The following is a 13,844-nucleotide window of genomic DNA, read 5'->3' on the forward strand; positions in this document are numbered from 1 at the left end:
CGCAGGCAAGATGACAGCGTGACGTGGTTGATCCCCGACGCGCTCGTCGTGGCGCTGTCCCCGATGGCGGTCCTGCCGCCGGTGCTGCTCCTGCTGTACTCCGACCGGCCCCGCGGCGCGGGTCTGACCTACCTGGGCGGGTGGCTAGCCGGGATCACGGCCGTCATCAGCGCGGTGGTGTCGGTGTCACCCGTCGGGCAGTCACACGCCGCCGCGACCAGTTCGCGCTTACAGCTCGGCATCGGTATCGCCCTGATCGCACTGGGCGTGCTCACCTGGTTGCGGCGCACGCACTATGCCCAGGCCACCGGTTGGCTCACCCGGCTGCAAACCGCGTCGCCACTGGTCACGGGGCTCATGGGCGCGGTCTTCGCCGTCGCGAACCCCAAGTTCATCCTGGCGTGCGTCGCCGGCGGCGTGGCCATCGACGCCTTCCTGACCACTCCCGTCGAAAAAGCCGGCGCCATCGCCTTTTTCGTCGCTGTCGCGGGATCCACCACCGCCGCCCCGATCCTCACGCACCTGGTCGCCTCGCGTTACGCCGAGAAGGGCCTGGAGCGGATGCGGCACTGGGTGCAGGAGCACACGGCCGCGATCACGGCGGTGACGCTGACGGGCGTCGGGGCACTCCTGGTCGTGGTGGCGTCGTCGTGACACCAGCGGAAATTCAGGTGCGCTGACGGCGGATCGAGTGTGACGATCTGGGCCATGCCGAGTTCACTGATCGAAGTACGCCGTCAGTACCGCCAGGCCGACGAGGTCGCCATCATCGATGCCGTCCACGGTGCGCTGGTGGCCGCGTTCCAGATCCCGGTCGGCGACAAGCACGTCCGGCTGCTGGTCCATGAACCGCACCGGTTTTCGCACGCGCCGCATCTGGCGCACCCCGAGCGCTACACGCTGGTGACCATCGACTGTTTCGCCGGCCGCTCGGTGGACGCCAAGCGCGCGCTGTACCGCGAGATCGCGGGCCGCCTTGCCGCGTTCGGCATTCCGGCCGACCACATCACGATCCTGCTGCGCGAGAGCGCGCTCGAGAACTGGGGCGTCCGGGGCGGGCAGGCGGCCTGCGACGTCGACCTCGGCTTCGATGTGAATGTCTGATCGCGTACTCCCGGCCGCCCCGCGGCGATAGGCTCGGAGGGCTCATCGGAAACAAGCTCAGCAAGGAGCAGTCCATGACTCTCGAAGCAGTTGCGACGTCGTTCGAGCAGAACGTCGCCGCCGTGCAGGAGTATTTCGACAGCCCCCGCTTCGACGGCATCACGCGGCTCTACACCGCGCGTCAGGTCGTCGAACAGCGTGGCACCATCCCGTCGGACTATCCGGTGGCCAGGCAGGCCGCCGAAGCGTTCTATCCGCGGTTGCGGGAATTGTTCGCGCAGAAGAAGAGCATCACCACCTTCGGGCCGTACTCCCCCGGCCAGGCGGTGGTGATGAAGCGGATCGGCATCGAAGGCATCTATCTGGGCGGCTGGGCGACTTCGGCCAAGGGCTCCATCAGTGAGGACCCCGGGCCGGACCTGGCCAGCTACCCGCTGAGCCAGGTGCCCGACGAAGCCGCGGGCCTCGTGCGCGCCCTGCTGACCGCGGACCGCAATCAGCAGTACCTGCGTCTGCAGATGACCGATGAACAGCGGGCGACCACGCCGGCCATCGATTACCGGCCGTTCATCATCGCCGACGCCGACACCGGCCACGGCGGAGATGCGCACGTACGCAACCTGATTCGCCGTTTTGTCGAGTCCGGCGTGCCCGGCTACCACATCGAGGATCAGCGGCCCGGCACCAAGAAGTGCGGCCATCAGGGCGGCAAGGTGCTGGTCCCGTCGGACGAACAGCTCAAGCGCCTCAACACCGCGCGCTTCCAGCTCGACATGATGGGCGTGCCCGGAATCATCGTGGCCCGCACCGACGCCGAGGCCGCCAACCTCATCGACAGTGCTGCCGATGAGCGCGACCAGCCGTTCCTGCTGGGCGCCACCAATCTCAAGATTCCGTCCTACAAGTCGTGCTTCCTGGCCATGGTCCGGCGGTTCCATGACAAGGGCGTCACCGACCTGCGCGGGCACCTGCTGTACGCGCTACCCGAGGGGCAGTACGCCACCGCCGAGGCATGGCTGGACAGCCATGGCATCGCAGGCCTCATCGACGAAGCCGCGGCTGCCTGGGACCAGAATTCCGGGCAGTCCGTCGACTCGGTGTTCGACAAGGTCGAGTCGAAGTTCGTCGAGGCCTGGCAGGCGGATTCAGGACTGAACACCTACTGCGAGGCTGTGGCCGAGGTGCTGCAGTTCCGGGCCAAAGAGGGTGAGGGGACGGCGGTGAGCCCCGAGGAGTGGCGAAAGTTCGCCGCCCGCGCGTCGCTGTACGCGGCCAGGGAGAAGGCGCGCGAACTGGGGGCTGACGTGGCGTGGGACTGTGAGCTCGCCAAGACCCCCGAGGGCTACTACCAGGTGCGCGGCGGCATCCCCTATGCCATCGCCAAATCCCTTGCGGCCGCGCCATTTGCCGACATCCTGTGGATGGAGACCAAGACCGCTGATCTGGCCGAGGCCCGCGAATTCGCGGAGGCCATCCATGCCGAGTTCCCCGACCAGATGCTGGCGTACAACCTGTCGCCGTCGTTCAACTGGGACACCACCGGCATGACCGACGACGAAATGCGCGCGTTCCCAGAGGAACTCGGCAAGATGGGGTTCGTCTTCAACTTCATCACCTACGGCGGCCACCAGGTGGACGGGGTGGCGTGTGAGGAGTTCGCGACGTCCTTGCGGCAAGAGGGCATGCTGGCGCTCGCCAGGCTCCAACGCAAGATGCGCCTGGTCGAATCTCCCTACCGCACACCGCAAACGCTCGTCGGTGGGCCGCGCAGCGATGCCGCGCTGGCGGCGTCGTCGGGTCGCACGGCCACCACCAAGGCCATGGGCGCCGGCTCGACTCAGCACCAGCACCTGGTCCAGACAGAGGTACCCAAGAAGCTGCTCGAAGAGTGGCTGGCCATGTGGAGCGACCACTACCAGATCGGCGAGAAGCTGCACGTTCAGCTACGTCCCCGCCGAGCCGGGTCCGACGTCCTGGACCTGGGCATCTACGGCAGCGGCGACGAGCCGCTGGCGAACGTCGTCGTCGACCCAATCAAGGACCGGCACGGCCGCAACATCCTGACGGTGCGCGACCAGAACACCTTCGCCGAGAAGCTGCGGCAGAAGCGCCTGATGGATCTGATCCACGTGTGGCTGATCCACCGATTCAAGTCGGAGATCGTCTACTACGTGACGCCGACCGAGGACAACATCTACCAGACCGAGAAGATGAAGTCGCACGGTCTGTTCAGCAACGTCTATCAAGAGGTCGGAGAGATCATCGTGGCCGACGTGAACCAGCGGCGGATCGACGAACTGCTGGCGCCGGACCGCGAGGCGCTCGGCCGCCTGATCCGCAAGGAGGACTAAGGGGCCGAATCCGGCTCTGCCGTACCGAAAATCGCAATCGCGACCGCACCGGCCACTGCGGTCGCGAATGCGACCCCCACCAACCATCCGAGCCCCGGCTTGGCCACATCACCGAGCAGCAGAACACCGACCACACCGGGGATCACGGTCTCGCCCATGACGAGTGCGGCCGCAACTCCGTTCACCGAACCCACCTGCAACGCGACGGTGAAAAGGTAGAACCCGCCCACGCCTGCGATCACGACCGCCCACGCCGCCGGGTCGGAGATGAGTTCATGCCACCGCAGCGGGTCGAGACCGTGGGCGATCCGGACCGCGACGGCCATGGCGCCGTACAGCACACCGGCGATGAGCCCCGCCGGCACCGCCGCCTTCTTGCCGAGCAACCGGACGAGCGCGACCCCGAAGACGAAGATGAGCAGCGACACCGCCAAGACGCTCCAATGCATGTGCCGGCCCGGCACCGCGTTGCCGAGCTCACCGGCGCTGAAGCCCAGAACACACAGAGCCGCAAGGACTGTGGCGATGGCGGCCCAATCCCGGGCCCGCAGTCGCACGTCGAGAACCACAACGCTGAGGACGGCCGTCACCGCGAGATTGGCGCTCATGATGGTCTGGGAAAGAAACAGCGGGATCAGTCGCGCCGACACCAGGCTGCCGAGGAACCCCAGCCCGTCCAATGCCATGCCGGCGAGGAAAAGCGGCGCCAGCATGGCCGCGATCGTCGAGCGCAGAGTGGGGCCGGCTTCGCCAGTCTCGCCGGCGTCGCCGGCCGACTTGCGCGCGGCGTGCGACTGTAGGACCGAAGCGGTGCCGTAACTGAAACAGGCAACCAGAGCCGCGACGACGCCGATCAGCATTGCGCGGCTCCGGCACGGGCGAACCGAGGGTTGGCAGACATCGGCCAATTGTAGGAGCGCGGCGGCGCGGGTCCCGTGCGCACGAATCCGGGGCGACTGTCATTGCCCAAATCGAGACCCACTACATACGTCGGGCACAGCTCATCCACAACCTGACGACGTTCCATGGTCGGACCGGAGCTCGATGCCCTGCCGTCGACAGCCGAGAACGGAGACCATTGACGATGAGATCAGCGAAAATAATTGCGCGCCTGGCGATCGCCGGCAGCCTCACCGCCGGCGCGTTCGCGCTGGGCACCGGTGTCGCCAGTGCCGACTGGGGCCCGCCACCGCCGCCGCCCGGACCGAATTGGGGCCCGCCGCCTCCCGACCACGACTGGGGTCCACCGGACCGGGACCGGAACTGGGGACCGCCTCCACCTCAGTGGGGACCGCCGCCCCCGCCGGACGGAAACCCGCCGGGCACCTGGAACGGTGGCTGGGAACCCGATGGCGGTGTGTGTCTGTTCGGCGCCTGCATCTGATTCCGAAAGCCGCCACCTAAGGCATGCACAGGCCATACATAGCTTGACTAACGAGAATGGCTACAGACCGAGAAACAGCGAGCACCGCAATTTCCGTGGTGGTCACCTGAGTCGAGGAATGGGATAGCTATGAAATCGATAAAGCTCATTGTTGGTATGGCCGTTGCCAGCGGGATCGCTGCCGGCGCCGTCGGACTGGGTGCGGGTACTGCCAGTGCAGATACCGGCATGGCCCCGGTCCCGGCCCGCTGGGGTCACGACCACGGCTGGGACGGCGACGGCGGCCCCGGCTGGGGTCCCCCGCCGCCTCCGGCGTGGGGCTGGAACCCGCCCGGCACCTGGAACGGTGGTTGGGAACCTGACGGCGGATTCTGCATCTTCGCCGCCTGCATCTAGCTCAGTCGGATTCCGGGTGCGGCACCGGTAGCTCCAGCAGCAACCGCGCGCCGCCCAGCGGACTCTGCGTCAAAGATGCTGTGCCGCCGTGCAGTTCGGCCTGCTGGGCGACCAGCGCCAGGCCGAGTCCGGAGCCAGAGTGCGACGCCGTCGAACCGCGGGCGAAGCGGTGGAACACCACGTCGCGCTCGTGTTCCGGTACGCCGGTGCCATTGTCGTCGATGGCGATCTGCACGCCGTCGTGCGAGCTGACCGCCGACAACTGCACGCGCGTCGCGCCACCGTGCTTGACCGCGTTCGCGATCGCGTTGTCGACCACCAGCCGGAGCCCGACGGGCAGTCCGAGCATCAGCACCGTCGCCGACGGCACGAGAGCGACGTTGAGGTCCGGATACACCCGCACGGCGTCGTGGGCAGCCCGGTCGAGCAGCTCGGTGATGTCGACGGGGACCAGATCGTCGGCGGTGGTCAGTTCGCCCTGTGCCAGCCGCTCCAATGCCGTCAGCGTCGCCTCGATGCGGCTCTGGGTGCGCATGACGTCACTGATCACCTCGTTGCGCTGCTCCACGCCCAGGTCGAGTGTGGACAGCACCTCGAGGTTGGTGCGCATCGCCGTCAATGGGGTACGCAGTTCATGCGAGGCGACCGAGGCGAAGTCGCGAGCCGATTCCAGCGCAGCCTTGGTCCGGGCCTGCTCCTCACCGATGCGCGACAACATGCCCTCGACCGCTTCCGCGATCTCCACGGCCTCCGAGACGCCACGTACGTGCACCTCTTCGGGCTTCGACTGTGCGTTGATCTGCCTGGCCTGCTGGGCGAGCTTGCGGAACGGGTTGATCATGACGAACCACATCGAGCCACCGACGAGGAACGTGCCGACGATGACGCCGCTGCAGATGGCCAAGATGCGCATGTGCAGTGTGCGGATCTGACTCCGCGCCTCGGCCAATGGCGCCCCGAGTGCGATCGACGCCGACCCCGTCGTGACGGTGCGGACCCGGTACTCGACGCCGTTGATCGTGGTGTTGGCATATCCGTTCTCGAATTGCGGCAGCACGATCTCCGGCGGCATCGAGACCGTCGCCGCGCCGATCCGCACCGTGCGAACGAGCGACCCCTCGGCCTGTGGCGTGCCAGTGGGGCTCTGCTTGGCAATGCTCAGCAGGGTGTTGACGTCGGGCAGGCTACTCAGGGAGTCCAGCCGACGGTCGAGTTGGCTGTACTGGTCGTTGGTGACACCGATCCATACCCAGGTACCGATGATCAGCACCGTCGCGACCACCGACAAGGCGGCGACAACGACGATGGCTCGCAACGACAAAGCCGGTATCGGTGATCGCAGCTGCACCAGGTCATCATGCCCGATGCAAAAAAGACTGACGGGGTGCGTGCCCCTGGCACGCACCCCGTCAGCTGAACAGCTGGTGTTACTTGGCGGCTGCGAGAGCCGCGTCGTAGTCCGGTTCCTGGGCGATCTCGGGCACGAGTTCGGTGTACGCGACGTTGCCGTCGGCACCGATCACGACGATGGCGCGGGCGAGCAGGCCGGCCATGGGGCCGTCGGCCAGCGCGACGCCGTAGTCGGCGCCGAAGCTGTCGCGGAACGACGACGCGGTGGAGACGTTCTCGATGCCCTCGGAACCGCAGAAGCGCTTCTGTGCGAACGGCAGGTCGTTGGACACGCACAAGACTGTGGCGCCACTGGCGGCCGCACGCTCATTGAAGGTCCGGACGCTGGTGGCACACACCGGGGTGTCGATCGACGGAAAGATGTTGAGCACCAAGGGCTTACCGCTGAACTGCTCGTTGTTGACCGGACCGAGGTCGACACCGGTCAAGGCGAATGCCGGAGCCGCGGAGCCGACAGCGGGCAGGTCGCCGACGGTGTTGATGGGGTTACCACGCAGGGTTATCTGTGCCATACCCCACAGTCTGTCAAGACGAAGCCGAGACCGCAGCGCGGGGGTGCTGCTGCGCTGTCTGTCGTGGCCGTTACTGCCATTCGATGATGCGGCTCAGGTACGGATCCATGCCGTTGGTGCGGACTGGGCCCACGGTGACGGACGGCTCGGTGCCCTCGACCATCTGCCCGTTGCCGACGAACATCGCGACGCTTTGCGAACCGGCCGGGCCGTAGAACAGCAGGTCGCCCGGCAGCGCCTGGTCCGCAGTGATCTTGCGGCCGACCTTGTACTGCTCGCCCGACGACCGCGGCAGCTTGATGCCCACGCCGGCGAACGCGTACTGGATCAAACCGGAGGCGTCGAAGCCCGGCGTGGTCGGCACGGGCGTGATGGCGCCCGCCGCCGGTGTCGGGCCGAACAGACCCGACAGACCGGGGATGAGGGCGTTGGACTGAGGCGCAGCAGCCGGCTGCGTGACACCCATCGGCTGCAGGCCCACCTGAGGCGCCGGCTGGCTCACCGGGGCCGCCGCGGTCGTGACGCTGGCCGGAGGCAGGCTGGGACCGTTGGCGTTGCCGCCGCCGTAGACGAACGGCACCCCGCGCTGCGACAGCGCACGCTGGATGACGAAATCGATGGCCTGCCGGTGAGTGCCGCCGGTCCAGGTCGTGTTGTCGGCCGAGGCAAGGGGCGCGGCCACCAGCGGCGCCGCCATCGCGATGGGTGTCGCAAGCAGTGCTGCGCTCGCCATCGTCACAATCATCCGTCGCATATCGACACCTCTCTTCGTGCGCCACTGGGGCACACGACGCCGCGTCGTCTACGCGGGGGTCGCGACCCCTGTGGTCCCTCTCCTCACAAATTTCACTACCGTCACTTTAACCCCACGCGCGCGCCTTATCCCACATAAGTGCAGGTCAGCGCGCGATCTTTATCGAAAATGTGATCGAATGGTGATCGGGCAGGACAGGCCCCGTGCCGCGGCCGCCTCTAGGCTTTCCGTCATGGCAGCGATCCTGACGGTGAATCTGGCGGTCCCACAGCCGAGCCCCGACAAGGATGAGTTGGTCACCGGCATCGACAAGCGCCCGACTTCCGAGCCGGTGCCGGTTCGGGCACCGGGACCCATGCAGGGCGGCCTCGGCAGCGGCCTGATCGGTGACACCATCGGCGACCAGCAGGTCCACGGCGGCGACGACCAGGCGGTATACGCCTACGCCCGCGAAGACCTCGATGAGTGGCAGGTACGCCTCGACCGGGTGCTGAGCAACGGCTCGTTCGGCGAGAACCTCACCACCACGGGGCTCGAGGTGAACGACGCCCTTATCGGCGAACGCTGGCAGATCGGCGATGGCGGTCCACTCCTCGAAGTGAGCCGGCCGCGCATCCCGTGCCGCACCTTTGCCGAGTGGCTCGAAATCCGCGGTTGGGTCAAGACTTTCACCAAAGAAGCCGTACCTGGTACCTACCTCCGGATCGTGACGCCGGGCGTGCTCCGCGCCGGGGCGTCGATCACGGTGGTCTCCCGACCGCCGCACGACGTCACCGTCGCCCTGGTGTTTCGCGCGCTGACCCTGGAACCCGAGCTACTCCCGAGCTTGCTGCCCGCCGATGCGTTGCCGGACCTGATCAAAGAGCGAATCCGGCAGCGAGTGCACTAGCGGTCAATCGCGCAGCGCGGCAGCGGCCGCCACCCCGGCGACGACCTCGAGCGTCACGATGACGGCCGCCACCGCCGTCCACCCGGCTACGTCGAAGGCGATGCCGCCGACCCATCCGATGACACTCGACCCGGCGTAGTAGGCCAAGTTGTACAGCGAGCCGGCCTGTGCCTTGCCCACCGTGGCCAATTGGCCCGTCCAGCCCGACGCGGTGGCATGCGCGCCGAAGAACCCCGCGGTGGCGACCAGGAGACCGGCAAGGACCGTGAACACGTTGTGGCTCAGCGTGATCAGCACACCGGCACCCATCACCACGACACTGCCCAGCAGTACCGGACGCCGGCCGTAGCGACTGGCGGCGGCTCCGGCCCACGCCGACGCCCAGGTACCCGCCAGGTAGGCCACGAATACCAGGCTGACGACGGTCTGCGGCAAGCCGAACGGCGCCGCGCTCAGCCGGAAGCCGAGGAAGTTGTACATCGCGACGAATCCGCCCATCAGCAGGAAGCCCTGCAGGTAGAGCACCAGCTGCCTGGGGTTGCGCAGGTTGGCGGCCAGCCGGTATGCCAGGGAGCCCTCGGATTGCTCGCCGGCCGGGACGAACCCCTGGGGTTCGGGGGCGAGCCGCATGAACCCGACAGCCGCTGCGCTGCAGAGCAATCCGACGACGAACATGGCCCACCGCCAGTCGGTGAGCTCGGCCACCGGTGCGGCCACCAGACGGCCGAGCAACCCGCCGATCGTGGTGCCGGCGACGTAGGTGCCGGCTGCCCGCGCGGCGTGGCCGGCTTCGATCTCCTCGGTGAGGTAGGCCACGGCGATCGCCGGCACTCCCCCGAGTGCCAGGCCTTCGGCGAGTCGGCCGGCAAGCAGCAATTGGAACGTCGGCGCGAAGGGCACCAGCAACGCCAAACCCGTTGCAACACAAACTGAATAGGACATCGCCCGCACTCGGCCGATTCGGTCGGCCAGCGTCGACCAGCCGATCACCCCGAGCGCCAGGCCGATTGTCGATGCCGACACCATGAGTGCCGATGCCGCGGCGCCGGTGCCCAGGCTGCGGGCGATCAGCGGCAGGACCGCCTGCGGCGAATACAGCTGCGCGAAGGTCGCGACGCCGGCACAGAACAGCGCACCGAGCAGCCTGCGGTAGTCAGTGGATCCCCGCGCATGGCCGGTCCAGACAGGCGCTTCAACAGTCACAAGCAGAAGGCTAGGAACGCCCTATTCATGTGTCCAATACATCATTTTAGGTTGAATGATGCGCACATCGCATCAGAAGCCACCCGCGGTCACGAACTCGGCGAATCGCCCTGCGGCAGGCGGCAATTCGCGACCTCGGACCCATGCCATGCCGATTTCGCGCTTCACCCGGGTATCGGACAATGGGATGTACGTCACCGACGGAGCGCCACGACCCGGCCGTGGCACCGGCACCACCGCGACGCCGAAGCCCGCGGCCACCAGACCCTCCATCGTCGGAATCTCCATGGCTTCGAACGCGATCTCGGGCGTGATGCCACTCTCGGCCCAGACTTGATCGGTCAGCTGACGCAGCCCGAATTCCGCGCCGAGCGCGATGAAGGTCTCGTCGGCCACCTCACCCAAGCGCACGCGCGCCCGCCCGGCCAAGCGGTGATCGGCGGGCACCGCCAGACAAAGCCGTTCGACATACAACACCCGCCACATGCACGGCACCTGCGCTGGCCGCGGCGACGTGATCGCGACATCGGCCTGCCCGGTACGCAGCCGCTCCGCAATGTCGTGCGCCGCCCCCTGGAACAGCTCGAACCGTACAGCCGGGGCCAGCGCCCGGAACTGCCGAAGCGCCTCGGGTACAAACCAATTGGCCGTCGAATGCAGAAAGGCCAACCGCACCAGGCCACTGTCCGGATTCAGCAGAGCGTCGATCCGGCTGTGCGCCGCATCCATCTCGGCGATGCTGCGGCGGGCATGCTCGAGCATGATCCGGCCGTAGCCGTTCAGCTGAAGACGGCGACCGATGCGATCGAAAAGTGGTGTGCCGAACTGGTTTTCCAAGCGGGCCAAGGCCCGCGACAGCGTCGGTTGGGCAACCCCCAGCTCCGCGGCGGCGTCGGTGACGTGCTCGGTTTCAGCGAGGACGACGAACCAGCGGAGTTCGTCGAGGAGCACAAAAAGACAGTACCCCGTGGACCGAACGGCCCACGGGGTACTGGATCAGGTTGTTACCGGACGTCGAACCGGTCGGCGTCCATCACCTTGGTCCACGCCGCGACGAAGTCCTTGACGAACTTCTCCTTGGCGTCATCCTCGGCGTACACCTCGGCCAGCGCTCGCAGCTGCGAGTTCGAGCCGAACAGCAGGTCGACCCGGCTGGCAGTCCACTTCGGTGCGCCGCTGCTGCGGTCGGTGCCGACGTAGGTGCCGTCATCAGCCGGCGACGGGGCCCACTTGGTGGACATGTCGGTCAGGTTGACGAAGTAGTCGTTGGTCAGGTGACCCACGTTCCGCGTCAGCACGCCGAGGTCCGAACCACCGTGGTTGGCACCGAGCACGCGCAGACCGCCGAGGAGCACGGTCATCTCCGGCGCCGACAGACCCAGCAGGTTGGCACGGTCGATCAGCCGGTACTCGGACGGCAGCGTGTCACCCTTGCCGACGAAGTTCCGGAAGCCGTCGCCCTTGGGCTCGAGGTAGGCGAACGACTCGACGTCGGTCTGGTCCTGGCTGGCGTCGCCACGGCCCGACGTGAACGGCACCGCGACGTCGAAACCGGCGTCCTTGATGGCCTTTTCGAGTCCGACGACACCGCCGAGCACCACCAGGTCGGCGAAGGACACACCGGTCGGTGACGCTTGTTGGATCTCCTCGAGCTTGCGGATCACCTGAGCCAGCTCGTCGGGCTCGTTGACCTCCCAGCCGAGCTGTGGCTGCAGCCGGATGCGACCACCGTTGGCACCACCGCGCATGTCGCTCGAGCGGAACGAGGACGCCGCCTTCCACGCGGTGTTGACCAGCTGCTGCACCGACAGGCCCGACTCGGCGATGGCGGTCTTCAGGGTGTCCACGTCAGCCTCTGACAGCGTCCTGCCGGCCGGCACGACGTCCTGCCACAGCCAGGTCTGCTTCGGCACCAGCGGGCCGAGGTAGCGCACCACCGGACCCATGTCGCGGTGCAGCAGCTTGAACCAGGCCTTGGCGTACTCCTCGGCCAACTCCTCCGGGTGGTCCAGCCAGCGGCGGGTGATCTCACCGTAGATCGGGTCGAACCGCATCGACAGGTCGGTGGTGAGCATCGACGGGTGGGTCTTGCCGGTGCCCTGAGCCATGGGCACCGAGTTGGCCCAGCCGTTGTCCTTGGGCTTCCACTGGTTGGCGCCCGCGGGGCTCTTGGTCAGCTCCCACTCGTTGCCGTAGAGGATCTCCAGGAACGAGTTGTCCCACTTGGTCGGGGTATGCGTCCAGGTGACCTCGATGCCACTGCTGACGGTCTCGTTGCCGAGGCCGGAGTTGGCCCAGCCCAAGCCCATCTGCTCCAGCGGGGCGGCCTCGGGCTCCGGTCCGTTCTCGACGTCGGTGGCGCCGTGGGTCTTGCCGAAGGTGTGGCCGCCGACGATCAGGGCCGCGGTCTCGATGTCGTTCATCGCCATGCGACCGAAGGTCTCGCGGATGTCGATGGCAGCGGCCAGGTAGTCCGGATTGCCTTCGGGCCCTTCGGGATTGACGTAGATGAGGCCCATGTGGCTGGCGGCCAGCGGGTTCTCGAGCTTGGTGCGGTCACCAACGCCGGCGTAGCGCTCCTGCGAGCCCAGCCACTCGTGCTCGGCACCCCAGTAGATGTCCTCCTCGGGCTCCCAGAAGTCCGGACGACCGAAGGCGAAGCCGGCGGTCTTGAAGCCCATGTGCTCCATCGCGCGGTTGCCGGCGTAGACGATCAGGTCGGACCACGAGATCTTCTTGCCGTATTTCTTCTTGAGCGGCCAGAGCAGCCGACGGGCCTTGTCCAGGCTGACGTTGTCGGGCCAGCTGTTCAGCGGCGCGAAACGCTGCATACCGCGGCCGCCACCGCCGCGGCCGTCCGCGACCCGGTACGTGCCGGCGGCATGCCACGACATCCGGACGAAAAGCGGGCCGTAATGGCCGAAATCGGCCGGCCACCACTCTTGCGAATTGGTCAGCAGCTCGTCGAAATCGCGCTCGAAGGCCTCGAAGTCGAGGCTCTGGACGGCCTGTCGGTAGTCGTAGCCCTCGTCGGTCGGATCGATGGCCGGCGGGTTCTTCTGCAGGATCTTCAGGTTGACCGCATTGGGCCACCAGTCCCGGTTGCTACCACCCTCGACAGGCGGCTTGATGCGCATCGGGCAACCGCCTTCGGCGGGCTCGGTCTGTGCTTCTCCGATCGGAGGATGAGTTTCCTCAGGCACTGCACTTCCTTTCGAGGGTGGTGAATTGGGCTGCGATCACGGATGTGATCGTGAACTTGTGGCGGTCCCGCAGTCGGGGCACATGCCCCAGTAGATGACTTCGGCCTCGTCGACCACGAAGCCGTCTAGCACGCCGTGACTGTCCGACGGGGTCAGGCACGGCGTTTCGCCGGTGGCACAGTCGATGTCGGCAATGGCGCCGCAGGAACGGCACACGACGTGGTGGTGGTTGTCCCCTACGCGGGTTTCATACCGCGCCACCGACCCCGAGGGCTGAATGCGCCGGATCAGCCCGGCCGTGGTCAGGGCTGCCAGCACGTCGTAGACCGCTTGACGGGAGACCTCCGGCAGGATGGCGCGGACCGCGTCGAAGACCGTCTCCGTATCGGCGTGCGGACGCACGGACACGACCTCGAGGACTGCGAGGCGGGGCCGGGTCACACGGAGATCTGCCGAACGCAGCTGCTCCGTGTAGTCGGTTGTCACGTGTTCACTTCTACGCCCTTTTTTGGACTGAGTCAAGACTTGGTGGTGATTTGCGTCACGCGCTGTTGCGGCGGGATCCGGCCGGCGACCCTCATTCGCAGAGGTCAAAGCCGTTGTTCCGCAGACACTTTAGGCGGCCGGCCGGCGGTCCG

The 13,844-nt window shown here is 67.0% G+C and carries 14 protein-coding genes; 6 read left to right on the top strand and 8 right to left on the bottom strand.

Annotation, left to right across the window (positions count from 1 at the left end; genetic code table 11):
• The first annotated feature begins 18 nt into the window (after nucleotides 1–18).
• The 3 genes from AC3WTE_RS10745 to aceA all read left to right on the top strand — a co-directional run bounded on the left by AC3WTE_RS10745 (nucleotide 19) and on the right by aceA (nucleotide 3,455).
• Nucleotides 19–654, top strand: coding sequence for a GAP family protein (locus AC3WTE_RS10745; protein ID WP_492437459.1), 636 nt, complete (start codon nucleotides 19–21; stop codon nucleotides 652–654).
• A gap of 54 nt (nucleotides 655–708) precedes the next feature.
• Entirely contained in the window at nucleotides 709–1,104 is a 396-nt protein-coding gene (locus tag AC3WTE_RS10750) for a tautomerase family protein (RefSeq protein ID WP_492437460.1), read from the top strand.
• 74 nt (nucleotides 1,105–1,178) lie between these two features.
• Nucleotides 1,179–3,455, top strand: a complete 2,277-nt coding sequence (gene aceA, locus AC3WTE_RS10755; RefSeq protein WP_492437461.1) for an isocitrate lyase ICL2 — start codon at nucleotides 1,179–1,181, stop codon at nucleotides 3,453–3,455.
• Here aceA and AC3WTE_RS10760 read toward each other — a convergent pair.
• Nucleotides 3,452–4,315, bottom strand: a complete 864-nt coding sequence (locus AC3WTE_RS10760; protein ID WP_492437462.1) for a DMT family transporter — start codon at nucleotides 4,313–4,315, stop codon at nucleotides 3,452–3,454. The genes aceA and AC3WTE_RS10760 overlap by 4 nt on opposite strands.
• A 224-nt stretch (nucleotides 4,316–4,539) precedes the next feature.
• Between AC3WTE_RS10760 and AC3WTE_RS10765 the strand changes: the two genes are divergently transcribed.
• Nucleotides 4,540–4,839 carry a hypothetical protein gene (locus AC3WTE_RS10765; RefSeq protein ID WP_492437463.1) on the top strand — a complete coding sequence of 100 codons (300 nt, stop codon included), beginning with the start codon at nucleotides 4,540–4,542 and terminating at the stop codon, nucleotides 4,837–4,839.
• Nucleotides 4,840–4,995: 156 nt separating this feature from the next.
• Nucleotides 4,996–5,235, top strand: a complete 240-nt coding sequence (locus AC3WTE_RS10770) for a hypothetical protein (protein WP_459365326.1) — start codon at nucleotides 4,996–4,998, stop codon at nucleotides 5,233–5,235.
• A 1-nt stretch (nucleotide 5,236) separates the two neighbouring features.
• Here AC3WTE_RS10770 and AC3WTE_RS10775 read toward each other — a convergent pair whose 3' ends face one another.
• The 3 genes from AC3WTE_RS10775 to ripD all read right to left on the bottom strand — a co-directional run bounded on the left by AC3WTE_RS10775 (nucleotide 5,237) and on the right by ripD (nucleotide 7,890).
• Nucleotides 5,237–6,583 carry a sensor histidine kinase gene (locus AC3WTE_RS10775; RefSeq protein WP_492437464.1) on the bottom strand — a complete coding sequence of 449 codons (1,347 nt, stop codon included), beginning with the start codon at nucleotides 6,581–6,583 and terminating at the stop codon, nucleotides 5,237–5,239.
• A gap of 79 nt (nucleotides 6,584–6,662) precedes the next feature.
• Nucleotides 6,663–7,157, bottom strand: coding sequence for a thiol peroxidase (gene tpx, locus AC3WTE_RS10780; RefSeq protein ID WP_492437465.1), 495 nt, complete (start codon nucleotides 7,155–7,157; stop codon nucleotides 6,663–6,665).
• A gap of 70 nt (nucleotides 7,158–7,227) precedes the next feature.
• Nucleotides 7,228–7,890, bottom strand: coding sequence for an NlpC/P60 family peptidoglycan-binding protein RipD (ripD, locus tag AC3WTE_RS10785; RefSeq protein ID WP_492437466.1), 663 nt, complete (start codon nucleotides 7,888–7,890; stop codon nucleotides 7,228–7,230).
• A gap of 253 nt (nucleotides 7,891–8,143) precedes the next feature.
• Here ripD and AC3WTE_RS10790 point away from each other — a divergent pair, with 253 nt between their 5' ends.
• Nucleotides 8,144–8,800 (top strand): MOSC domain-containing protein, encoded by a 657-nt coding sequence (locus AC3WTE_RS10790; protein ID WP_492437467.1) that lies wholly within the window; start codon nucleotides 8,144–8,146, stop codon nucleotides 8,798–8,800.
• Between the two features lie 3 nt (nucleotides 8,801–8,803).
• On the opposite strand, the gene AC3WTE_RS10795 is transcribed toward AC3WTE_RS10790, so the two are convergent.
• From AC3WTE_RS10795 to AC3WTE_RS10810, 4 genes are all read right to left on the bottom strand, one after another.
• Nucleotides 8,804–10,009, bottom strand: a complete 1,206-nt coding sequence (locus AC3WTE_RS10795) for an MFS transporter (RefSeq protein WP_492437714.1) — start codon at nucleotides 10,007–10,009, stop codon at nucleotides 8,804–8,806.
• Nucleotides 10,010–10,075: 66 nt separating this feature from the next.
• Nucleotides 10,076–10,954, bottom strand: a complete 879-nt coding sequence (locus tag AC3WTE_RS10800) for a LysR family transcriptional regulator (protein WP_492437468.1) — start codon at nucleotides 10,952–10,954, stop codon at nucleotides 10,076–10,078.
• A 53-nt stretch (nucleotides 10,955–11,007) separates the two neighbouring features.
• Entirely contained in the window at nucleotides 11,008–13,206 is a 2,199-nt protein-coding gene (katG, locus tag AC3WTE_RS10805; protein ID WP_492437469.1) for a catalase/peroxidase HPI, read from the bottom strand.
• Nucleotides 13,207–13,242: 36 nt separating this feature from the next.
• Nucleotides 13,243–13,692, bottom strand: a complete 450-nt coding sequence (locus tag AC3WTE_RS10810) for a Fur family transcriptional regulator (RefSeq protein ID WP_492437470.1) — start codon at nucleotides 13,690–13,692, stop codon at nucleotides 13,243–13,245.
• Nucleotides 13,693–13,844 lie beyond the last annotated feature (152 nt).

The organism is Mycobacterium sp. FW102-FHT13B02 (assembly GCF_058790275.1).